The following is a 20,346-nucleotide window of genomic DNA, read 5'->3' as shown; positions in this document are numbered from 1 at the left end:
GATTGATATCAGCCCGTCCGTGATGCAGTTCCTTCTGGCGTTCATCGTGGTCGCACCGCTCCTCGGCTCCGCCGCGGCGCTCCTGCCGGCCCCGCCCGGCCTCAAGGGCAAGAGCCCCGAACAGGCCGTGCTCCGCCACGGCGTGACCGTGACCGGCGTGATCCTCGCCGCGGCCATCGCCCTCACCCTGGGCTTCGACCACGACGCCCCGTCCCGCTTCCAGGCGACGACGGACATCAGCTGGATCCAGGCGCTGAACGTCCGGATCCACCTCGGCATCGACGGCATCTCGCTCCCCCTCCTCCTGATGACCGCGCTGCTGTTCTTCCTCTGCGCGCTCTACAGCTACTTCAAGCTCCCCGCGGGCCCCTCCCCGAAGGCCTTCGTCGCACTGCTCCTGGTCCTGGAGTCCGGCACCCTCGCCACCTTCGCCGTCCTCGACCTGCTGCTCTTCTTCCTCGCCTTCGAGATGGTCCTCATCCCGATGTACTTCCTCATCGCCCGCTGGGGCGGTGCTCAGCGGCAGGCCGCCGCCTGGAAGTTCATCCTCTACACCCTCCTCGGCTCCGTGGTCATGCTGCTCGGCCTGCTGCTCATCGGTGTGACGAGCGGCACATTCGACATGGTGGCACTCGCCTCTGACAACGGCCGCGAACTGTCCCACACCACCCAGCTCCTGGCCGTCCTCGCCATCGGCCTCGGCCTCGCCGTGAAGACCCCGATGTGGCCCCTGCACAGCTGGCTGCCGGACGCGCACACCGCCGCGCCCACCGTCGGATCCGTCCTGCTGGCCGGCGTCCTGCTCAAGATGGGCACGTACGGGTTCGTCCGCATCCTGCTGCCCATCACCCCCGACGGCATGGCCACCTTCGCCCCTTACCTCGGGGCCTTCGCCGCCGTCGGCATCGTCTACGGATCGCTCGCCTGCCTCGCGCTGGCCCGCAAGGGGAACAAGGGCGACCTCAAGCGCCTCATCGCCTACTCCTCCGTCGGCCACATGGGCTTCGTCCTCCTCGGCATCGCGTCCATGACCCCCACCGGCGTCAACGGCGCGCTCTTCGCCAACATCGCCCACGGCCTGATCACCGGCCTCCTCTTCTTCCTGGTCGGCGCCCTCAAGGACCGCTACGGCACCGCCGACCTCGACACCCTCGCCGGGGCCACCGGCGCCGCCCTCTACGGCCGCGCCCCCCGCATGGGCGCCTTCCTCGCCTTTGCCGCCGTCGCCTCCCTCGGCCTGCCGGGCCTGGCCGGCTTCTGGGGCGAGATGCTGGCCCTCTTCGGCGCCTTCGAGCCCGCCGAGGGCCTCTCCCGCCCCGCCTTCCTCACCTACATGGCCATCGGGGCGTTCGGCACCCTGCTCACCGCCGCCTACCTGCTGATCGTCGTACGGCGCGTCTGCATGGGAGACCCGAAAGCCGGCCCCGAGCTCGCCGTCCCGGACATCCAGCGCTACGAATTCGCCGCCTGGACCCCGCTCGTCGCCCTCACCGTCCTCGCCGGCCTGTGGCCCGCGGTCCTCCTCGGCCTCACCGACCCGGCCGTCCAGAAGCTCCTCGCAGGAGGCAATTCATGACGGCCACGACGGCCCTGACGGCCCTCTCCGCCAAGGCCCCGAGCCTGGTCCAGTCCGTCGACTGGCTCGCCATCGCACCCGTGGTGATCACCGCCGCCGTCGGGCTGGCCGTCCTCGTCGCCGACCTGTTCCTCGCAGAGCGCCACAAGCCCGTCCTCGGCTGGATCTCGGTGGCCGGCCTGGCCGCCGCGACCGCCACCCTGCTGCCCCTGCGCGCCGGAGACCGGGCCACCTTCTGCCTCACCGGCGACCCCGCGGCGTGCAGCTACGTCGCCGACCGCTTCACGATCGCCATCCAGTTCCTGGTACTGGCCGGAGCCCTGGTCACCGCCCTGGTGTCGGTCACCGCCGTCCGCGACACCCGCATGCCGGCCGGCGAGTACTGGTTCCTGCTGCTCTCCTCCGCCGCGGGCGCGGCCCTGCTGCCCGCCTCCCGCGACCTCGCCACCCTGATCGTCGCGCTCGAAGTCGCCTCGCTGCCCGCCTTCGCCCTCGTCGGCATGCGCCGCGGGAACCGGCTCTCCTCCGAGGCCGCCCTGAAGTTCTTCCTGTCCTCCGTCACCGCCACCGCCGTGTCGCTGATGGGCGTCAGCTTCGTCTACGCCACCACCGGCTCCCTGCACCTCACCCAGGTCGCCGACCGCCTCGAAGACGTCCCCGGGCAGCTCGACACCCTCGCCATGGCCGGCGTCGCGCTCACCCTCGTCGGTTTCGCCTTCAAGACCGCGGCCGTCCCCTTCCACTTCTGGGTCCCCGACACCTACGTCGGCGCCCCGCTGCCCATCGCCGGCTACCTCTCGGTGATCGGCAAGGCCGTCGGTTTCACCGGCCTCATCCTCGTCACGGTGATCGCCTTCCCGGCGTACTCCGACATCTGGGGCCCTGCCCTCGCCGTGCTGGCCGCGCTGACCATGACGCTCGGCAACGCCGCCGCCGTCCGGCAGTCCGCGGACCGCCCGAACAGCGCCGTACGGCTGCTCGCCTGGTCCTCGGTCGGCCAGGCCGGCTACCTGCTGGTCCCGATCGCCGCGGCCGCGTACACCGACCGCGACCAGATCGGCTCCACGGTCGCCTACGCCCTCATGTACGCCGCCGTGAACCTCGGCGCCTTCTCCGTGGCCGCCCTGGTGGCCCGTACGAAGCCGCTGCACCGGATCAGCGACTACCGCGGCCTGTACGCCGAGCGCCCGCTGGCCGCCCTCTCACTGGCCTTCTTCCTGCTCTGCCTGGCGGGCCTGCCGCCGGGCATCATCGGGCTCTTCGCCAAGGTCACCGTCTTCCGGTCCGCCGTCGACGCGGGCCTGGGCTGGCTGGCCGTGGTCATGGCGATCAACGTCGTCATCGCCCTGTACTACTACCTGCGCTGGACGGCACTGCTCTTCCGCACCCCCGAGGGCGCGCAGACCCGTACGAGGGCCCCCTGGCCCGTGGCGGCGGCCGTCGTCCTCACCGCGATCACGGCGGTCGTGCTGTCCGGCGCCCCCGAGATCATCCTGCGCGTCACGACGGGCAGCCTCTTCGCGCAATAGCCGGCCGGTCCACCCGTACGGAGCAACGCCCGCCGCGGCCCCGCCGCCCCCCGCCGAGGGGCGGCGGCAGGCCGCCGCCCTGCCGCACCCTGGGAACCTGACGCCCTCACCTCGCGTTGACCAGGAAGGGAGGGTCCACTGGACCGTAGACCCTCACATCCATGACGGGCTCCCCTGCCGCACCACTTGGAGGGCGTACCGTGCACCGCCGGCACAACGGGCTCAAGACCGCCGTACTCCTCGGCGGGCTGTCCGCACTCATCATCCTCATCGGCAGCTTCTTCGGACGGGGCGGCCTGATCATCGCCGTCCTCGTCGCCCTCGGGACCAACGCCTACGCCTACTGGAACAGCGACAAGCTGGCTCTACGCGCGATGCGCGCCCGCCCCGTGAGCGAGTTCGAGGCGCCACAGCTCTACCGCATGGTGCGCGAGCTCTCCACGTCCGCGCGCCAGCCCATGCCACGCCTGTACATCTCGCCCACCGAGGCCCCCAACGCCTTCGCCACCGGCCGCAACCCGCGCAACGCCGCGGTCTGCTGCACCGAAGGCATCCTGCGCATCCTCGACGAGCGCGAGCTGCGCGGGGTCATCGGCCACGAGCTCAGCCACGTCTACAACCGCGACATCCTGATCTCCTCGGTCGCCGGCGCGCTCGCCTCGGTGATCATGTTCCTGGTGAACTTCGCCTGGCTGATCCCGATCGGTCGGTCGAACGACGACGAGGGCCCCGGCCTCCTCGGCATGCTGCTGATCATGATCCTGGGCCCGCTGGCCGCGTCCGTGATCCAGCTGGCCATCAGCCGCTCCCGCGAGTACGAGGCCGACGCCTCCGGCGCCCAGCTCACCGGGGACCCCCTCGCCCTGGCCAGCGCCCTGCGCAAGCTCGACGCGGGCACCAAGCAGCTGCCGCTGCCCCCCGAGCCGCGACTGGAGGCGGCGAGCCACATGATGATCGCCAACCCGTTCCGCCCGGGCGCGGGCCTTTCTAAGATGTTCTCCACACACCCTCCGATGGCCGAGCGCATCGCCCGGCTCGAACAGATGGCAGGCCGCAGCCAATGAAGACAATCCTCAACATCATTTGGCTCATCCTCAGCGGCATCTGGCTGTTCCTGGGCTACCTCCTCGCAGGCGTGATCCTCTGCATCACGATCATCGGCATCCCGTTCGGCATCGCCGCCTTCCGCATCGCGGTCTACGCCCTCTGGCCCTTCGGCTACACGACGGTCGAGCGCCACGACGCGGGCGCGGGCTCCGCCATCGGCAACGTCCTGTGGCTGGTCCTGGCGGGCTGGTGGCTCGCTCTGGGGCACATCTTCACGGGCATCGCGCTCTGCATCACCCTCATCGGCATCCCCTTCGGCATCGCCAACTTCAAGATGGTCCCGCTCGCCCTGCTCCCGCTGGGCCGCGAGATCGTCCCCACGGACGCGCCGTTCGCCTCGCGCTGACGCAGGAACCGGCGTCGTGGACGCCGGCACAGACTCCGCCCGCAGGCCGTCCGGATCGGCCTGCGGGCGGAGTTGTCCACAGGCCCGGGCGGCTGTCGGTGGGGTGCGTCACCATGAACGCATGAACGAGACGGAGCAGTTGCTGGAGCAAGTCGCCGCGCGCGCACACGCATCCGGGCAGGGGCACGGAAAGCCCCTGCCCGCCCCCCTGGGCCCGGAGGAGATCGCCCGGGCCGAGGGCATACTCGGCTTCGCGCTGCCGCCCCTGCTCGCCGCCCTCTACACCCGCGTCGGCGACGGCGGATTCGGCCCGGAGTGCGGCCTGCTGCCACTGCGCGACGCCGTCCGTGCCTACGGGGCGGGCCGCTCGTCGGCCTGGCGCTGGCCCGAGGGCGTCCTGCCGATAGCCGACTTCGGCTGCGCCGTGTCCGTCTGCGTCGACTGCCGTTCCGACACCGCCCAGGTCCTGCTCTTCGACCCCGGCCTCGGGGAACCGGAGCTCGCCTGGTCGGTCGACACCCCCGGACTGGCGGCCTGGCTGCGCGGCTGGCTCGACGGCACCGCCTGGTACTGCGACGAGTCGCCGGCGGGGGAGGAGTACGACCTGGAGCTGACGCCCTGGGACGGATTCAGATCCCGGATCTGAGCCGCCCCCGCAGCCCGTAGGCGCATGCACCCGCGGCCAGCACAGCCGCTCCCCAGGCCGCCGACGCGAGGGGCAGCGCACACGCCAGCACCACACAGCCGGACAGTCCGACCACTGCCACGGCCCGCCCCTTGACAGCTGAATCGAGAGTCCACGCAGAGGCGTTCGCGATCGCGTAGTAGACGAGCACTCCGAAGGAGGAGAAACCGATCGCGCCCCGCAGATCGGCGGTGGCCGCCAGCACCGCCACGACCGCACCCACCGCCAACTCCGCATGGTGCGGCACCTGGTGCCGGGGATGTACGGCGGCCAGCGCGCGCGGGAGACGGCCGTCGCGCGCCATCGCCAGAACGGTCCGCGACACCCCGAGCACCAGCGCCAGCAGCGACCCCAGCGCGGCCAGGGCCGCGCCCACCCGCACCACCGGGGCCAGTTCGGGCCGGCCGGCCGCCCGCACCGCATCGGCGAGCGGCGCCGCCGACCGCGCCAGCCCCTCGACGCCGAGCACCGACAGCGCCGCCACCGCCACCGCGGCGTACACCAGCAGCGCGATCCCCAGCGCGACCGGCACCGCCCGCGGGATCGTCCGCTCCGGGTCGCGCACCTCCTCGCCCAGGGTGGTGATCCGGGCATAGCCCGCGAAGGCGAAGAACAGCAGCCCGGCGCCCTGCAACAGCCCGAACACACCCCAGTCCGAACCGGACAGTCGCCCCGGGTCGGCCGCCCCGGAGGACAGGCACACCACGACCACGGCCGCCAGCACCGCCAGAACCGCCGCCACGATCAGCCGGGCCACGCGGGCCGACCGCTGCACACCGCCGTAGCTCGCGGCCGTCAGCGCCACCACCGCCGCGACGGCCACGGCATGCTGCTGCCCGGGCCAGACGTAGGCGCCCACCGTGAGGGCCATTGCCGCGCAGGACGCGGTCTTTCCGGTCACGAAGGCCCAGCCGGCCAGATACCCCCAGAAGGGCCCCAGCCGCTCGCGCCCGTACACGTACGTGCCGCCGGACGCCGGGTACCGGGCGGCCAGTCGGGCCGAGGAGTGCGCATTGCAGTAGGCCACGAGAGCCGCCACGGCCAACGCGGCCGACAGGGCCCCGCCCGCCGCCCGCGCCGCCGGCGCCAGAGCGGCGAAGATCCCGGCGCCCACCATCGCGCCGAGTCCGACGACGACGGCGTCGGACACCCCCAGGGTGCGCCTCAACTTCTCTTCCACGGGCGGAGGGTAACCGGCCTAGATGACGCCCTCCCGGCCGGGAAGCGGCGTCCTGGCGCGCTCCCATCCCTCCAGCGCGGTCAGGCAGGCGTGGTCCATGTGGCGCAACCCGCTCAGGTCCAGCCGCACCGGCTGCCCGTGCGGCAGCGCGTCCAGGGCGTCGAGCAGCTTCGGCAGCCGCAGGAAGCTGGCGTTACCGACGACCCGCACGCACAGCTCCTCGTCCTCCCACACCTCCTCGATGTGCACGTGGGAGGTCTCCCAGGCCGCCTTGGCGACGGCGAGCCCCAGCCCGATCAGCACCCCCTCGAAGAGGTTGGTGACCAAGATCGCCGAGGCCGTGACCACCAGCACCACCGCCTCGCCCCGGTGCGTCCGCCACAGCGCTGCCACCGCCCTGGCCGGCAGCAGCTTCCACCCCGCGTGCAGCAGCACCCCGGCCAGCGCCGCGAGCGGCACGCTCTCCAGGACCTGGGGGAAGGCCACGGCGAAGAGCAGCAGCCAGCCGCCGTGCATCACCCTCGCCGCACGGGTGCGCGCCCCGGCCTCCACATTGGCGGCGCTGCGCACGATGACCGCGGTCATCGGCAGCGCGCCGAGCAGCCCGCACACGCTGTTGCCCACGCCCTGGGCGATGAGTTCCTTGTCGTACTCCGTCCTCGGCCCGTCGTGCATGCGGTCCACGGCGGCCGCGCTGAACAACGTCTCCGCGGACGCGATCAGCGCCAGCGCGACCACGGTCCCGGCCGCACCGACCGAGGCCAGCACCCCGAAGTCGCCCCAGCCCGGCGGGGACACGGCAGCCAGTACGCCCGTCACCCGCACCTTCTCGACGGGCAGCCGCAGCAGGACGGCCACGGCGGTGGCGGCGCCCACCCCGACCAGCGCCCCGGGCACGATCCGCAGCCTCGCGGGCACCCGGCGCCAGGCGACCATGGCGGCGATGGTCCCCACCCCGAGCAGCACGGCGGCCAAGTCGGCCTGCGCCCCCAGCTCGTGCACCCCGCGCAGCTTCGCCAGGGTCTGCCCCGGAGCCTCCACACCGCCCAGGGCGTACAGCTGCCCGGAGATCAGCACCAGCCCGATCCCGGCCAGCATCCCGTGCACGACGGCCACCGAGATCGCCCGGAACCACCGCCCGAGCCGCAGCGCCCCCATGGCCAGCTGCATCACCCCGGCGGCCAGCACCAGCACCCCGAGCGCAGGAAGACCGTAGGCCTGCACCGCCTCGTAGACGAGCACGGTGAGCCCGGCCGCGGGCCCGCTCACCTGCAAGGAGCTCCCGCGGAACCACCCGGTGACCAGCCCGCCGACCACCCCGGTGACGATCCCGAGCTCGGCCGGCACCCCGGAGGCGACCGCCACCCCCACGCACAGGGGTAGTGCGACCAGCGCGACGACGACGGACGCCCCGAAGTCATCGCGAAACGTGCCGGCCCCAGGCATGCGAGAACCCCCTGCCACGCGGTGATGTGATGCCACCCAGCGTGGTGGGCGCACTCATCGCCGCCCAAGTGCCCACAGGAGTCCGCAGTGGCGCGTGCGCCGCACACGCCCCGCACACACCCCCCTCGCAACCGCCGCGGCCCGGCGGTCGGTGAGGACCGCCGGGCCGGCGTGAGGCAGATCGTGGAGCAGGGGTCAGCGGTAGTTCACGAACTGGATCGCGAAGTCCAGGTCCTTGCCCTTCAGCAGCGCCTGGACCTCCTGGAGGTCGTCACGGCTCTTCGAGCTGACACGCAGCTCCTCGCCCTGGACCTGGGCCTTGACACCCTTGGGACCCTCGTCCCGGATGATCTTCGCGACCTTCTTGGCGTTCTCCTGCGAGATGCCTTCCTCGATCGTGGCGAAGATCTTGTACTCCTTGCCGGACAGCTGCGGCTCCCCGGCGTCCAGCGCCTTCAGCGAGATCCCGCGCTTGACCAGCTTGGTCTCGAAGACGTCGAGGACGGCCTTCACGCGCTCCTCGGAGTTCGCCTCCATCAGGATCTTCTCGCCGGACCAGGCGATCGTGGCGCCGGTGCCCTTGAAGTCGTAGCGCTGCGAGAGCTCCTTGGCGGCCTGGTTGAGGGCGTTGTCGACCTCCTGCCGCTCGACCTTCGAGACGATGTCGAAACTGGAGTCGGCCATGTGCTGTGGCTCCTTGAAATCGGTTGTGATCACCCCGGAGGGCGCGGCCGGACATGCCCGGCCCGCTCGGCAAAGCCTAGCCACCGTGCCCACCCGCAGCGCTGATCAATCCGGTGGTGAAGCACCCCCGGTCATCAGGTATCGTTTACGTCGTTGCCGGGGAGCGCCACCGCAAGGTGGAAAAAACGGCAGCATCTCTTGGCGGTGTGCCCGAGTGGCCAAAGGGAGCAGACTGTAAATCTGCCGGCTCAGCCTACCCAGGTTCGAACCCTGGCGCCGCCACGCGAGTGGAACCCCCGTTCATCTGTGGAATCACAGTGAGCGGGGGTTCTTTCGTTACCTTCCGAACGCGGCACGGACCCGGGACGAGCCTCCGCTCGGCGTTGCTCCGGGCAGATGAAGTACTCACCTGACTGGGCCACAGCCCCGGCCCTGCCAGCGCAACGTCGGAACCGCGGACGGTTCGGATGGGCGGCGCGTGACGCACGCACCCCTCCCATCGCATCCCGCGGCAGCCCACGGCGCCGGCGGGTAAGGAAGCCATGAACCTGAACCATCAGACGGCGACGATTCAGCGGCCCCGGGGGCGTTCCCGGGTTCTGCTCGCCTCCATCGCCGCCGCGGCCGCCCTCACCGGCCAGCTGATCGCGGTGGCCCCGGCCGCATCCGCCGACGGTCCCGAGCCGGCGGCGCAGCAGAACACGAAGCCTGCCGACAGCCCGAAGCAAGCGCCGCCGGAACCCGACAAGACCAAGAAGCAGACGGTCCTGCCCGTCCACGGTCTGCGGCAGTTCACCTCGGACAACACCTTCACCCCGCCGGCGGGGGTCACGCAGGTGTTCGTGCAGGCCTGGGGCGCCGGCGGTGGCGGCGGCGGGGGCGGTGGGTCCGCGCGCGGCAACAACGGCGGCAACGGTGGCGGCAACCCGAACAACCCGAACAACCCGAACAACCCGAACAACCCGAACGGCGGAGCCGAGACGGGCGCGGACACGGACGGCGCCGCAGCCGCGCGGAACAACACCGGTGGCCACGGCGGCGGTGGCGGCGGGGGCGGCTTCACCTGGTGCGTCATCCCGGTCACGCCCCACAGGGACTACGGAGTGGACGTCGGCACCGGGGGCGCCAACGGTCTCGGCGGGGCGCCCGGCTCGAACGGCGCCGCCGGCGCCGCCGGTACCGCGACCACCCTGACCGTGGCGTCGACCAACAGGACGCTTGTCACCGCGACCGGCGGTACCGGCGGCGGTGGCGGCGCCGCCGCCGACCGCGGTCCCGGCGAACCGGGCACGCCGGGCCTGGGCGGCAGCGGATCGTGCTCCTCGGGCGGCATCAACCGCGACGGTGACCCGGGCAACGCCGACGGCACCGGTGGCGGCACCGCCGACGGCATCGTCGAGCTCCCGGAGGGCGCGGCCTTCGGCGGCGACGGCGGCCGCGGCGGCGGCACCAACCGGGCCATCGGCAACTCCGGCTCGCGCGGCAAGGACGGCGGCGACGGCTACGTAGTCATCTACTGGTAGTCGCGCCACCACGCACCACGGCACCGACCGGAAGCCCGCCCGCCCGCCCATGACCACGGGCGGCGGGCTTTCGAGGCCGGCGCGGCGCACGCGCGAAAAACGGTGGGCGCAGGCGACACGGCTGCGGCATCCTGGGCGCATGATCAGCAACAGCATCAGCAGCCGAAAGGCCCGTGCCGCGTAAGGCACCCTCGCAGGTCAGGATGGACCTGCCCGCCCCGCCGCCCCGACCGCACGAGCGCGGCGTCGTCCCCGGCGTATCGGCCGCCACCCTCGCCGCGATCGCCCGCGTCGAGCACCGCCGCCTCTCCCGCGGCGACACCTACCGGTCCCTGCGGCACTGGCACCGGACCGTCTACCAGCGGGGGCCGTGGATCATCTACCCGGCGATGGACGACGACCACCGATGCTGCGACTGGGTCGGCTACTGCCGCGGGACGCTGGAGACGGTCTGTCACCTCCTCCCGCCCCGCGCCCGGCGCGAGTTGCGCGCCGTGATCCGGCCGCTCGACGAGCGCTTCCTCGCCCGCACCCTCGCCGACCCGTACGCCGCCCCCGACGCTCCCTGGTGGCAGCGCCGCCTGACGTACTGACCCGGCCCGGCCGCAACGTAGACGGCCGCATTTCGTTCACCGGGGGTGAAATGGACATCTGACACACGTGGAAAGGTCGGCGGCGGGGTTCTCATGGCCCTGCTCGGCGCGGGGATCCCGGCTCTGGTGGGAGCAGCCCTCCACCCGGACGTGGGCGAGCCCTACCAGGAGACCCGGCTGTACTTCGGAACCCAACGGGCCGACGGCCGCGGCACGGTGGAGGAACGCGAGTTCATGCGGTTCCTGGACCGGGAGATCACCCCCGCCTTCCCCGAGGGACTGACCCTCCACGACGGGTACGGCCAGTGGCGCGGCCAGGACGGAAAGATCGTCCGCGAGACCTCGTACGAGGTGGTCCTGCTGTATCCGGAGAAGGAGGCCGGCGAGCGCAGCACGCGCATCGAGCGGATCCGGCAGGCGTACGAGGACCGCTACCAGCAGGACTCGGTCGGCCGGTCCGACGACAAGATCAGCGCCGGGTTCTGATCCGGAGGGCCGCCACAGGACCGCCGCACGGCCCGGGCGGCGGCTCAGTTGCCCGCCACGTCCTTCACGGCCACCTGCACCGGCGTCGAACCGGAGATCAGCTCCAGGGTCAGGCCCGCCGTCGCCGGCGTCTCGATCAGCTCGGCCAGAACCGCCGCCACGTCGTCGCGCGGGACGGCCCCACGGCCCGTCTGCGCCTCCAGACGGACCAGGCCCGTCCCGGCGTCGTCGATCAGCGAACCGGGGCGCAGGATTGTCCACTCCAGGCCCAGACGGGTCCGCAGGTGGTCGTCGGCCTCGCCCTTGGCCCGCAGGTACGCGTCGAAGACCTCATCGCCCTCGTGGTGCGCGTCGGCGCCCATCGAAGACACCATCAGGAAGCGCCGTACGCCGGCCCGTTCGGCGGCGTCGGCGAACAGCACCGCCGCGCCCCGGTCCACGGTGTCCTTGCGCTCGATCCCGCTGCCGGGTCCCGCCCCGGCCGCGAACACCGCCACGTCCGCGTCCCGCAGGATCCCGGCCACATGGTCCACCGAGGCCGACTCCAGATCGCAGAGCACGGGCTCGGCACCCGCCTGCCTCAGGTCATCGGCCTGCGCCGGATCGCGGATGATGCCCGCGACCTCGTACCCGCGCGCGGAGAGCAGCCGCTCCAGCCGCAGCGCGATCTGACCGTGTCCACCCGCGATGACGATGCGCATGACCCGACCGTACGACGACCCGGGCGCCCACGCCCGCGAACGCACGGCGAACTTCAGGGACCGGGCTCCGTCCGGCCCTGTCGGGGCAGGTCCAGGGCCACCGCGACGGCGGAGTCGCAGTACTCGCGCACGGCACTCGTACGGGCTACCACGCGCCCGCGATGGATCACGATCCTGCTGTACGCGAGGGACAGCACGCCCGCGATCTGCTCCCCGCGCACGGCGAGCAGCTCCGCCGGGAAACCGGCCTCCACCCGAACCTCCGGCAGGCCCATGGCCTCACGGGCGCAGGCGCTGACCGACTCGTAGGCCTCGCCCGCCCGCAGGCCGCCCTGGGAGGCCAGCAGGTACGCGGCCTCCAGCGGGTCCCCGCGGCCGACGGGGTTCCCGGCGTCCCGCAGCGCCCCGCTGCCGGCCGCGACGCGCACGCCGGCGGCCCGCAGCAGGCGTACGGGCGCGGTGCGCAGGCCGCGGCGTTCCAGGGCCGCGCAGTCGCCCTGGGGCAGGCAGGTCACCCGGACGCCGGCCGCGGCCAACTGGTCGGCGGCGCGCGAGGCCGCGTCCAGCGGGAGCCGGGACAGGCCGCCGCAGGGGCCGATGGTCACCCCGGGGCGCAGCCCGCCGGCCATCGCCGCTAGCCGGGAGAGGCGGCCCGGGTCGTCACCGTCCGTGTGCAGATCGACGGGGCAGCCGTGCTCGGCGGCGAGTTCCAGAACGGCTTCGAGGAAGCCCGTCGGGTCCGGGTCCAGGTCCGGGCAGCCGCCGATCACGGAGGCGCCCATCTTGACGGCGTCCCGCAGCATGGCGAGCCCGTCCGCGCCCGCCACCCCGGTCAGCAGCCGGGGGACGGCCACGGCGGTGAGGTCGGCGAGCCCGCGCAGGGAGCGGCGGGCCTGGAGCACGGCCTCCATGGGTCCCAGGCCGTGCACGTCGCCGATGCGGACGTGGGACCGGACGGCGGTGGCGCCGTGGCCGAGTTGGAGCAGGGCGGCTTCGGTGGCCCGGCGCTGGACCTCGTCGGGGGAGTAGGAGACGGGCCCCTCACCGTCGGCGGTCAGCGCGGTGTCCCCGTGGGCGTGCGGCTCGGCGGGGGCGGGAAGCAGCAGGTAGCCGGACAGGTCCACCCGGGACAGTGCGGGGGAGGGGAGGCTGCCCGCGGTGCCGACGGCCTGGATCCGGCCGCCGCCGAGGCGGACGTCGACGGTACGGCCGTCGGTGAGCCGGGCCCCGGCGAGCAGCAGGGTGGTGGCCTCGGCCGCGGCCGCGTTGCCATGGCCATTGCCGTTACCGCTGCGGGGTGGGAACGGCTGCTGCGGCTGGCTGTCGGACATCGCGCTCCTGCGGTGGCTCGGGCGGTTCCTGGAGCCGTGGCAATGGCAGTGGCGGAGCCCGCGGCCCGCGGCCCGCGGCCCAAGATCACGCAGCGTGCTCCGAGCGTAGGGCGCGGGGCACCCCGCTTCGCGGAAGAGCGCAATAGTCGTACCGGTGTGGTGCCCACGCCCGGGTCCTCGTGGACCCGGTGGCTCCGCGTGACGGTCGGGGGCTCCGAACGGTCGCGGCCGTGTGAGCCCGCACACAATCCGGTGGAAAAGTGGGGCTGGAGTGATCGAAGGGTTGATCAAGACGGTCCGGCGAACCCCCTCCGAGCCCTGTCCCCGCAAAGGATTTGGGCGATCGGCAGGCAACCGTGTAATGTCTTCATCGCTCGCCCCAATAGCTCAGTCGGTAGAGCGTCTCCATGGTAAGGAGAAGGTCTGCGGTTCGATTCCGCATTGGGGCTCTGGTGAGAGAGGTTCCCCACCCTCGGGTGGGGAGCTGATCACATCAAAGCGGCGTAGCTCAGTCGGTAGAGCAAGCGGCTCATAATCGCTGTGTCACCGGTTCAAGTCCGGTCGCCGCTACACACAGTAGCCGATTGCGGGGTCGGTCTCCCGGTCGGCTACTCTTGTATGCGTTCATCCGTCCCAATTTCCGTCAAGGAGCACTCACGTGGCTGCCACCGACGTCCGCCCGAAGATCACGCTGGCCTGCGTGGAGTGCAAGGAGCGGAACTACATCACCAAGAAGAACCGGCGTAACAACCCGGACCGTCTTGAGATGAAGAAGCACTGCCCGCGCTGCAACTCGCACACCGCGCACCGCGAGACCCGCTGACCCCAGCGAAGTCTCGAATAACAGGCACCGTCATGAGGTCGTCCCCTTCATTGGGGGGCGGCCTTGTGTCGTTTCCGTGACCGTTCCGGGCCTGTTCCTGTCTTTGTTCTTGCGTCATTCGTGTCCCTTCATCAGGAGGTAGTGAGTCATGGCTCTCGACCAGTCCTTCGTGGGGCGGAGCTACCCGCCCACCGATCCGTACGAGGTCGGCCGGGAGAAGATCCGCGAATTCGCGGTTGCGGTGGGTGACACCAATCCCGTCTACACCGATCCCGAAGCCGCGAAGTCGTACGGCTACCCCGATGTGATCGCTCCGCCGACTTTTGTGTTTGCGATCACTTTCAAGGCCGCCGACCAGGTCGTCGAGGACCCGCAGCTGGGCCTGGACTACAGCCGTGTCGTGCACGGCGACCAGAGGTTCGCGTACTCGCGTCCGGTGCGGGCCGGCGACCGGCTTTCGGTCGTCTCCACCATCGAGTCCGTGAAGTCCCTCGCCGGCAACGACGTCATCGACATCCGCGGTGAGGTCCACGACGAGACCGGCGAGCACGTGGTGACGGCGTGGACGAAGCTCGTCTCCCGCGCCCCCGAGGAGGCCTGACATGGCAGCGCAGATCCAGTACGCCGACGTCGAGGTCGGCACCGAGCTGCCGGCGGCTTCGTTCCCCGTGACGCGCGCCACGCTCGTCCAGTACGCGGGCGCCTCGGGCGACTTCAACCCGATCCACTGGAACGAGAAGTTCGCCAAGGAGGTCGGACTGCCGGACGTGATCGCGCACGGCATGTTCACCATGGCCGAGGCCATCCGTGTGGTCACCGACTGGGTCGGCGACCCGGGTGCGGTGGTCGAGTACGGAGTGCGCTTCACCAAGCCGGTCGTGGTCCCGAACGACGACCGGGGCGGCCTGATCGAGGTCACCGCGAAGGTCGCCGCCAAGCTGGACGACAACCGCGTCCGGGTCGACCTGACGGCCATGAGCGCGGGCCAGAAGGTCCTGGGCATGTCCCGCGCGGTGGTCGAACTCGCCTGAGGCGGGAGCGGCGTGAGGACGGGGCGGGGTGGGGCGGGGCGGGGGCCGGTGGGCCTCCGCCCCTTTTGGTGGGGGCGGGGGGCTAGGGGTGCGGGGTCGGGGTGGGGGTGGGGATGCGCGGGCGGCTTCGGGGGGCGGGGTTGTGGTCGGGCGGTAGTCAGGGATGCGTATGGGGGTTTCCCGGCAGTCATCGTCTCTCCGTGTCGGGCCGGCCCCTCAAGGGCGCTCCCTTCGGTCGCGTCGCTTCGCGATTTCGCTGCGCTCAACCCTTGACCGACCGTCCCGCCCCGGACATACGAAGACTGCCGGAAAACCCCCAAAGGAACGGGCCGGGCGTTCCTTTCCAGGGACGGGCGGTCGGAGATACCCGAGCGGGCCGGGCGCAGGCACGCCCCCGAGGCGGGCTCATCCCGAGCCGCCTCCCGGGTCGGGGGAAGCGCAGCAAATCGCTACGCGCTCCTCATCTCTCAGCGTCCGACGACCGTCTTGGGTTGGACATAGGCCGCCCACGACGCGTGGTGCTCCTCAGTCACGCGTCCGACGACGGTCCGGGTTGGGCACAGGCCGCCCACGACGTCGGTTCGAGGCTCGACATGCGTCCGAGGACCGCCTTGGGCTGGGCATAGGCCGCCCACGGGCCGTTGATGCTTCTCGACGACCGCGACTGGCGCCTGTCCGGGGTGGAAAGGCGTGGGACAGCGGCTATTTCGTCGTGGATGCGGGTCAGGGCACGTGGATGCCGCAAAAGGCCGACAGTTTGCCCCAATTGCCCCCGTATGTGCCCCTGTTTGTGGGCTCGGTCCGGCGCTGACCCGGATCCACGACGAAATAGCCGAAGGATCGGCCGTCAGCCCCTCCCAACGACCTGAGACGGTCGCCGGACGCGTGACCGAAGAGCGTCAGAAGGTCGTGGGTGGCCTGTGCCCAACCCAAGAAGGTCGTCTGGCGCGTGATTGAGGAGCGCCAGCGGGTCGTGGGCGGCTTATGTCCGGCCCAAGGTGGTCGTCTGGCGCGTGATTGAGGAGCGCCAGCGGGTCGTGGGCGGCTTATGTCCAACCTCAGGCGGTCGTCGGACGCTGGGATGTGAGAGGCGCCAACGGTCTTGGGCGGCCTATGTCCAGCCCCAGACGGTCGTCGGACGCTGAGGGATGAGGAGCGCGTAGCGATTTGCTGCGCTTCCCCCGACCCGGCAGGCGGCTTCGGGTGGGCCCGCCTCGGGGGCGTGCCCAGCCCCGGCCCGCTCGGGCATCTCCGACGTCCCCGTCCCTGGAATGCATCCCCGGCCCGTTCCTTTGGGGGTTTCCCGGCAGTCTTCGTATGTCCGGGGCGGGACGGTCGGTCAAGGGTGGCCGAAGGCCATCGCGAAGCGACGCGACGACGAAGGAGGAGCGCCCTTGAGGGACCGGCCCGACACGGAGAGACGATGAGACTGACGGGAAACCCCCATACGCATCTCTGGCTACCGGCCCAGCAGGTCCCGTCCGCCGTGTCGGCCCGAGCAGGGCGCCCCGCCCCCGCCCCCGCCCCCACCCCCACCCCCGCCCCGCCCCGCCCCCGCCCCGGCCCCCCGCCGCCACCCACCCCCTTGACTTGGTTAGTGATTGAGCACTAACTTCGTCTCATGGTGAGGATGAGCGCAGATGAGCGGCGCGAGAGCGTCATTCGCGCGGCGATGCACGAGTTCGCGCGTGGGGGTTACTACGGGACCTCCACCGAGGCGATCGCCAAGCGGGTGGGTGTCTCGCAGCCGTATCTCTTCCGGCTCTTCCCGAACAAGCCCGCCATCTTCCTCGCCGCGGCCGAGCGCTGCCTGAGGGATACGCGGGCGGTCTTCGCCGAGGCTGCCGAAGGGCTGCACGGCGAGGAGGCCACCCATGCCATGGCGAACGCCTACACCCGGCTGATCGCCGAGGACCCGGACAAGCTCCAGATGCAGCTCCAGATGTACGTCACCGTCGCCGCCGCCGAGGCGGCCGGGGACCACGAGCTCGGCGAGCTCGTGCGCAAGGGGTGGATGGAGCTCTGGGACACCGTCCACGTGCCCTTCGGCGGGGACGTCGGTGAGACCACGACCTTCATGGCGTACGGAATGCTGATCAACACCCTCGCTGCCATGGGCTTCCCGCCCGAGCACCGGGTCTGGGAGGGGCTCTACCCTTCGGCGCGCACCACGGGGCGCCTGGAGGCGTGAGGGTGTGCGCGTCTGCCCGCGCATTCGCTTGGCCACGAAAGTTAGTCAGTAATAACTAACAAGCTGTAGGGGGAACCGTGCACACGCAAGAATCGGACACCAAGCTCCGCGGGCCCGCCGTCTGGGCCCTCGTCCTCACCGGCGTGGCCAGCTTCATGGCCGCGCTCGACAACCTGGTCGTCACCACCGCCCTCCCCGCCATCCGCGAGGACCTCGGCGGCAAGCTGGAGGACCTGGAGTGGACGGTGAACGCGTACACGCTCACCTTCGCCGTCCTCCTCATGTTCGGTGCCGCGCTCGGCGACCGCTTCGGGCGCCGGCGGCTCTTCATCGCGGGCCTCGCGGTCTTCACCGGCGCCTCCGCCGCGGCCGCCCTCTCGCCCGGCATCGACGCGCTCATCGCCGCCCGCGCCGTGCAGGGCGTCGGCGCCGCCATCATGATGCCGCTCACGCTCACCCTGCTCACCGCCGCCGTTCCGGCCGCCCGCCGCGGTATGGCCCTCGGTATCTACGGCGCCGTCACCGGCCTCGCCGTCGCCAGCGGGCCCCTCATCGGCGGCAGCCTCACCGAGCACATCTCCTGGCAGTGGATCTTCTGGCTGAACGTGCCGATAGGCATCGCCCTGATCCCGCTCGCCCGCCTGCGCCTCGCCGAGTCCACCGCGCCCGGCGCGCGTCTCGACATCCCGGGCACCCTGCTCATCAGCGGCGGCCTCTTCGGCATCGTCTACGCCCTGGTCAACGCCAACTCCGAGGGCTGGACCAGCGCCCCCGTCCTGACCGGCCTGATCGTCGGCGCCGCGCTCGTCGGCGCGTTCATCCACCACGGCTTCACCCACGCCGACCCCATACTCCCCATGCGGCTCTTCCGTGACCGAGGCTTCCTCGGGATCAACCTGGCCAGCCTGCTGATGTTCCTCGGCATGTTCGGCTCGATCTTCCTGCTCAGCCAGTTCCTCCAGGGCGTCGCCGGCTACTCGCCCACCGAGGCCGGCCTGCGCATGCTCCCCTGGACCGGCATGCCGATGATCGTCGCCCCGCTGGCCGGGATCCTCTCCGACCGCATCGGCGGCCGCCCCGTCGTCGCCGCCGGGCTCGCCTTCCAGGCCCTCGGCCTCGGCTGGTTCGCGGCGATCCTGAGCGCCGACGTCTCGTACGCCGCCCAGCTCCCGCCGCTCATCCTCAGCGGAATCGGCATGGCCCTCTACTTCGCCCCCGCCGCCAACGTCCTGATGTCCACCGTCACCCCGGCCGACCAGGGCAAGGCCTCCGGCACCAACAACGCACTGCGCGAGCTCGGCGGAGCCCTCGGTGTCGCGGTCCTCGCCTCCGTCTTCTCCGCCCAGGGCGGCTACGAATCCCCGCAGGCCTTCACCGACGGAACCGTCCCCGCCCTGTGGATCGGCGCCGGCGCGGTCGCCGTCGCCGCCGCACTGGCCCTGCTGGTGCCCCGCAGGTCCAAGGCCGCCCCGGTGCTCGCGGGCCGGAACGCCGCCGTCCCGGAGAAGGTCCCCGCGGCCGGCTGACCCACCCCACCCGCAACCTCGACCGCCAAGGAGCACGCGTCATGCCCGACATTCCCTGGTCCACGCCCACCGCGGCCGCCCCCGACGCCGAGGTCTACGTCATGGCCTCCCGTTTCGAGACCGCCACCCTCGCCGGCGCCGTCCGGTTCTTCCTCAAGGCGCCCGGCATCATCCTCCAGATGCGCAAGGCCCCCGGCGCCCACGGCGTCGCCCTGCGCGCCCGGGTCCTGCGCCGGACCTTCCTGACCCTCTCCGCATGGGAGGACCGGGACGCGCTGTACCGCTTCGCGCGCAGCGAGCCCCACCGCACCAGCTCCCGCGCAGCCAGCGCGTACATGAAGGAGTCGGTCTTCACCTACTGGACCGTCCCGGCCGCCGAGCTGCCCCTCACCTGGGCCGAGGCCGAGCGCCGCCTCACCGAGCAGAAGTCGAGCCACTGACCCGGCAGGCAGGGGGGACGAGCGAGTACGGTCCGTGGCCCCGCAGGGATGCGAGAGGCACGGACCGTACTCTTGTCCACGTGCAGGAACTCCACGATGCCCCCCTCGCCCCGCTGACCACCTTCCGTCTCGGTGGTCCCGCCGCCCGCCTGGTCACCGCGACCACCGACGCCGAGGTCGTCGCCACCGTGCGCGCCGCGGACGAGAGCGGCACCCCGCTCCTGATCATCGGCGGCGGCAGCAACCTGGTCATCGGCGACCGGGGCTTCGACGGCACCGCACTGCGCATCGCGACCACCGGCTTCGACCTGGACGGGACGCGGCTGGAGCTCGCCGCCGGCGAGAACTGGAGCGACGCCGTCGCCCGCACCGTCGAGGCCGGCCTGGCCGGTATCGAGTGCCTCGCCGGCATCCCCGGCTCCGCCGGCGCCACCCCGATCCAGAACGTCGGGGCGTACGGCCAAGAGGTCTGCGACACCATCACCGAGGTCGTCGCCTACGACCGCACCACCGGCGAAACGGTCACCCTGAGCGCCGCCGACTGCGCCTTCCGGTACCGCAACAGCACCTTCAAGGACCAGCCCGACCGCTACGTCGTGCTGCGCGTGCGCTTCGCCCTGGAAGACGCCGGCGGCCTGTCCGCGCCGATCAAGTACCCCGAGACCGCCCGCGCCCTCGGTGTCGGGGCCGGCGACCGGGTCCCCGCCGCCACCGCCCGCGAGACCGTGCTGCGCCTGCGCGCCGGCAAGGGCATGGTGCTCGACCCCGCTGACCACGACACCTGGTCGGCCGGCTCCTTCTTCCACAACCCGATCCTGACCGACGAGGCCTACGCCGCCTTCCTCACCCGCGTCCAGGACCGCCTCGGCCCCGACACCGCCCCGCCCGCGTACCCCGCCGGTGACGGCCGTACGAAGACCAGCGCGGCCTGGCTGATCGACAAGGCCGGCTTCACCAAGGGCTACGGCACCGGCCCCGCGCGCATCTCCACGAAGCACACCCTCGCCCTCACCAACCGCGGCGAGGCCACCACCGAGGACCTCCTCACCCTGGCCCGCGAGGTCGTCGCGGGTGTCCACGCGGCCTTCGGCGTCACCCTGGTCAACGAGCCGGTGACGGTCGGCGTCAGCATCTGAGGAGCCCCGGCC

Annotated in this window: 20 protein-coding genes and 3 tRNA genes; 18 read left to right on the top strand and 5 right to left on the bottom strand. The window is 71.8% G+C overall.

Annotated features, from left to right (window positions below; translation table 11 throughout):
* Window positions 1-22: 22 nt before the first annotated feature.
* The 5 genes from B6R96_RS15210 to B6R96_RS15190 all read left to right on the top strand — a co-directional run bounded on the left by B6R96_RS15210 (window position 23) and on the right by B6R96_RS15190 (window position 5,204).
* A complete protein-coding gene (locus B6R96_RS15210; protein ID WP_053704228.1) occupies window positions 23-1,576 on the top strand; it encodes a complex I subunit 4 family protein in 1,554 nt (517 codons plus the stop codon).
* Complete coding sequence (locus B6R96_RS15205; protein ID WP_081522693.1) at window positions 1,573-3,105, top strand: NADH-quinone oxidoreductase subunit N; 1,533 nt, start codon at window positions 1,573-1,575, stop codon at window positions 3,103-3,105. Before B6R96_RS15210 ends, B6R96_RS15205 begins: the two co-directional genes overlap by 4 nt.
* A 200-nt stretch (window positions 3,106-3,305) precedes the next feature.
* Complete coding sequence (gene htpX / locus B6R96_RS15200) at window positions 3,306-4,169, top strand: zinc metalloprotease HtpX (RefSeq protein ID WP_030388317.1); 864 nt, start codon at window positions 3,306-3,308, stop codon at window positions 4,167-4,169.
* A complete protein-coding gene (locus B6R96_RS15195) occupies window positions 4,166-4,558 on the top strand; it encodes a YccF domain-containing protein (protein ID WP_052874807.1) in 393 nt (130 codons plus the stop codon). The genes htpX and B6R96_RS15195 overlap by 4 nt, the downstream gene beginning before the upstream one ends.
* Before the next feature lie 121 nt (window positions 4,559-4,679).
* On the top strand, window positions 4,680-5,204 hold the full coding sequence (locus B6R96_RS15190) for an SMI1/KNR4 family protein (protein ID WP_081522692.1): 525 nt from the start codon (window positions 4,680-4,682) through the stop codon (window positions 5,202-5,204).
* On the opposite strand, the gene B6R96_RS15185 is transcribed toward B6R96_RS15190, so the two are convergent.
* From B6R96_RS15185 to B6R96_RS15175, 3 genes are all read right to left on the bottom strand, one after another.
* Complete coding sequence (locus tag B6R96_RS15185) at window positions 5,188-6,423, bottom strand: APC family permease (RefSeq protein ID WP_081522691.1); 1,236 nt, start codon at window positions 6,421-6,423, stop codon at window positions 5,188-5,190. The genes B6R96_RS15190 and B6R96_RS15185 overlap by 17 nt on opposite strands.
* Before the next feature lie 18 nt (window positions 6,424-6,441).
* On the bottom strand, window positions 6,442-7,869 hold the full coding sequence (locus B6R96_RS15180) for a SulP family inorganic anion transporter (RefSeq protein WP_081522690.1): 1,428 nt from the start codon (window positions 7,867-7,869) through the stop codon (window positions 6,442-6,444).
* 195 nt (window positions 7,870-8,064) lie between these two features.
* The gene (locus B6R96_RS15175; RefSeq protein WP_030009008.1) at window positions 8,065-8,553 is read right to left on the bottom strand and encodes a YajQ family cyclic di-GMP-binding protein; all 489 of its coding nucleotides are present in this window, start codon (window positions 8,551-8,553) and stop codon (window positions 8,065-8,067) included.
* Window positions 8,554-8,753: 200 nt separating this feature from the next.
* Here B6R96_RS15175 and B6R96_RS15170 point away from each other — a divergent pair.
* From B6R96_RS15170 to B6R96_RS15150, 4 genes are all read left to right on the top strand, one after another.
* Window positions 8,754-8,835 (top strand) — tRNA-Tyr (locus tag B6R96_RS15170).
* Between the two features lie 260 nt (window positions 8,836-9,095).
* Window positions 9,096-10,076, top strand: a complete 981-nt coding sequence (locus B6R96_RS37255; RefSeq protein WP_237291429.1) for a hypothetical protein — start codon at window positions 9,096-9,098, stop codon at window positions 10,074-10,076.
* A 173-nt stretch (window positions 10,077-10,249) separates the two neighbouring features.
* Window positions 10,250-10,669, top strand: coding sequence for a hypothetical protein (locus B6R96_RS15155; protein WP_159062060.1), 420 nt, complete (start codon window positions 10,250-10,252; stop codon window positions 10,667-10,669).
* Window positions 10,670-10,762: 93 nt separating this feature from the next.
* Window positions 10,763-11,155 carry a DUF3574 domain-containing protein gene (locus B6R96_RS15150; RefSeq protein WP_053704223.1) on the top strand — a complete coding sequence of 131 codons (393 nt, stop codon included), beginning with the start codon at window positions 10,763-10,765 and terminating at the stop codon, window positions 11,153-11,155.
* A 44-nt stretch (window positions 11,156-11,199) separates the two neighbouring features.
* Here the strand turns inward: B6R96_RS15150 and B6R96_RS15145 are convergent, their stop codons facing one another.
* Together B6R96_RS15145 and B6R96_RS15140 are read right to left on the bottom strand one after the other, a co-directional pair.
* Window positions 11,200-11,856, bottom strand: a complete 657-nt coding sequence (locus tag B6R96_RS15145; RefSeq protein WP_081522688.1) for an SDR family oxidoreductase — start codon at window positions 11,854-11,856, stop codon at window positions 11,200-11,202.
* Window positions 11,857-11,909: 53 nt separating this feature from the next.
* Window positions 11,910-13,187 (bottom strand): amidohydrolase family protein, encoded by a 1,278-nt coding sequence (locus tag B6R96_RS15140; protein ID WP_081522687.1) that lies wholly within the window; start codon window positions 13,185-13,187, stop codon window positions 11,910-11,912.
* A 376-nt stretch (window positions 13,188-13,563) separates the two neighbouring features.
* Here B6R96_RS15140 and B6R96_RS15135 point away from each other — a divergent pair.
* The 9 genes from B6R96_RS15135 (at window position 13,564) to B6R96_RS15095 (ending at window position 20,334) form a co-directional block, all read left to right on the top strand.
* Window positions 13,564-13,636, top strand: a tRNA-Thr gene (locus tag B6R96_RS15135).
* 48 nt (window positions 13,637-13,684) lie between these two features.
* Window positions 13,685-13,757, top strand: a tRNA-Met gene (locus tag B6R96_RS15130).
* 88 nt (window positions 13,758-13,845) lie between these two features.
* Window positions 13,846-14,010, top strand: a complete 165-nt coding sequence (gene rpmG / locus B6R96_RS15125) for a 50S ribosomal protein L33 (protein WP_003956487.1) — start codon at window positions 13,846-13,848, stop codon at window positions 14,008-14,010.
* A gap of 148 nt (window positions 14,011-14,158) precedes the next feature.
* Window positions 14,159-14,611 (top strand): MaoC family dehydratase N-terminal domain-containing protein, encoded by a 453-nt coding sequence (locus tag B6R96_RS15120; protein WP_030388293.1) that lies wholly within the window; start codon window positions 14,159-14,161, stop codon window positions 14,609-14,611.
* Window position 14,612: 1 nt separating this feature from the next.
* On the top strand, window positions 14,613-15,041 hold the full coding sequence (locus tag B6R96_RS15115) for a MaoC family dehydratase (protein ID WP_030388292.1): 429 nt from the start codon (window positions 14,613-14,615) through the stop codon (window positions 15,039-15,041).
* Window positions 15,042-16,662: 1,621 nt separating this feature from the next.
* The gene (locus B6R96_RS15110) at window positions 16,663-17,232 is read left to right on the top strand and encodes a TetR/AcrR family transcriptional regulator (protein ID WP_081522686.1); all 570 of its coding nucleotides are present in this window, start codon (window positions 16,663-16,665) and stop codon (window positions 17,230-17,232) included.
* Window positions 17,233-17,309: 77 nt separating this feature from the next.
* Entirely contained in the window at window positions 17,310-18,758 is a 1,449-nt protein-coding gene (locus tag B6R96_RS15105) for a DHA2 family efflux MFS transporter permease subunit (RefSeq protein WP_053702838.1), read from the top strand.
* A gap of 41 nt (window positions 18,759-18,799) precedes the next feature.
* Window positions 18,800-19,198, top strand: coding sequence for a DUF3291 domain-containing protein (locus B6R96_RS15100; protein WP_081522685.1), 399 nt, complete (start codon window positions 18,800-18,802; stop codon window positions 19,196-19,198).
* Complete coding sequence (locus tag B6R96_RS15095) at window positions 19,195-20,334, top strand: UDP-N-acetylmuramate dehydrogenase (RefSeq protein WP_221510490.1); 1,140 nt, start codon at window positions 19,195-19,197, stop codon at window positions 20,332-20,334. Before B6R96_RS15100 ends, B6R96_RS15095 begins: the two co-directional genes overlap by 4 nt.
* The last annotated feature ends 12 nt before the right edge of the window (window positions 20,335-20,346 follow it).

The sequence above is a fragment of the Streptomyces sp. Sge12 genome, from assembly GCF_002080455.1.
Classification (GTDB): domain Bacteria; phylum Actinomycetota; class Actinomycetes; order Streptomycetales; family Streptomycetaceae; genus Streptomyces.
Note: the sequence above shows the minus strand (reverse complement) of the source record. Positions and strands in the feature narration are given on the sequence as shown.

Excerpts from the sequence above, each read along its gene's own strand:
- B6R96_RS15180 (WP_081522690.1), bottom strand. The coding sequence starts at position 7,869 with ATGCCTGGGGCCGGCACGTTTCGCGATGACTTCGGGGCGTCCGTCGTC.
- B6R96_RS15140 (WP_081522687.1), bottom strand. The coding sequence starts at position 13,187 with ATGTCCGACAGCCAGCCGCAGCAGCCGTTCCCACCCCGCAGCGGTAAC.
- B6R96_RS15145 (WP_081522688.1), bottom strand. The coding sequence starts at position 11,856 with ATGCGCATCGTCATCGCGGGTGGACACGGTCAGATCGCGCTGCGGCTG.
- B6R96_RS15205 (WP_081522693.1), top strand. The coding sequence starts at position 1,573 with ATGACGGCCACGACGGCCCTGACGGCCCTCTCCGCCAAGGCCCCGAGC.
- B6R96_RS15150 (WP_053704223.1), top strand. The coding sequence starts at position 10,763 with ATGGCCCTGCTCGGCGCGGGGATCCCGGCTCTGGTGGGAGCAGCCCTC.
- B6R96_RS15210 (WP_053704228.1), top strand. The coding sequence starts at position 23 with ATGCAGTTCCTTCTGGCGTTCATCGTGGTCGCACCGCTCCTCGGCTCC.
- B6R96_RS15175 (WP_030009008.1), bottom strand. The coding sequence starts at position 8,553 with ATGGCCGACTCCAGTTTCGACATCGTCTCGAAGGTCGAGCGGCAGGAG.
- B6R96_RS15120 (WP_030388293.1), top strand. The coding sequence starts at position 14,159 with ATGGCTCTCGACCAGTCCTTCGTGGGGCGGAGCTACCCGCCCACCGAT.
- B6R96_RS15100 (WP_081522685.1), top strand. The coding sequence starts at position 18,800 with ATGCCCGACATTCCCTGGTCCACGCCCACCGCGGCCGCCCCCGACGCC.
- B6R96_RS15110 (WP_081522686.1), top strand. The coding sequence starts at position 16,663 with ATGGTGAGGATGAGCGCAGATGAGCGGCGCGAGAGCGTCATTCGCGCG.
- B6R96_RS15190 (WP_081522692.1), top strand. The coding sequence starts at position 4,680 with ATGAACGAGACGGAGCAGTTGCTGGAGCAAGTCGCCGCGCGCGCACAC.
- B6R96_RS15115 (WP_030388292.1), top strand. The coding sequence starts at position 14,613 with ATGGCAGCGCAGATCCAGTACGCCGACGTCGAGGTCGGCACCGAGCTG.
- B6R96_RS15195 (WP_052874807.1), top strand. The coding sequence starts at position 4,166 with ATGAAGACAATCCTCAACATCATTTGGCTCATCCTCAGCGGCATCTGG.
- B6R96_RS37255 (WP_237291429.1), top strand. The coding sequence starts at position 9,096 with ATGAACCTGAACCATCAGACGGCGACGATTCAGCGGCCCCGGGGGCGT.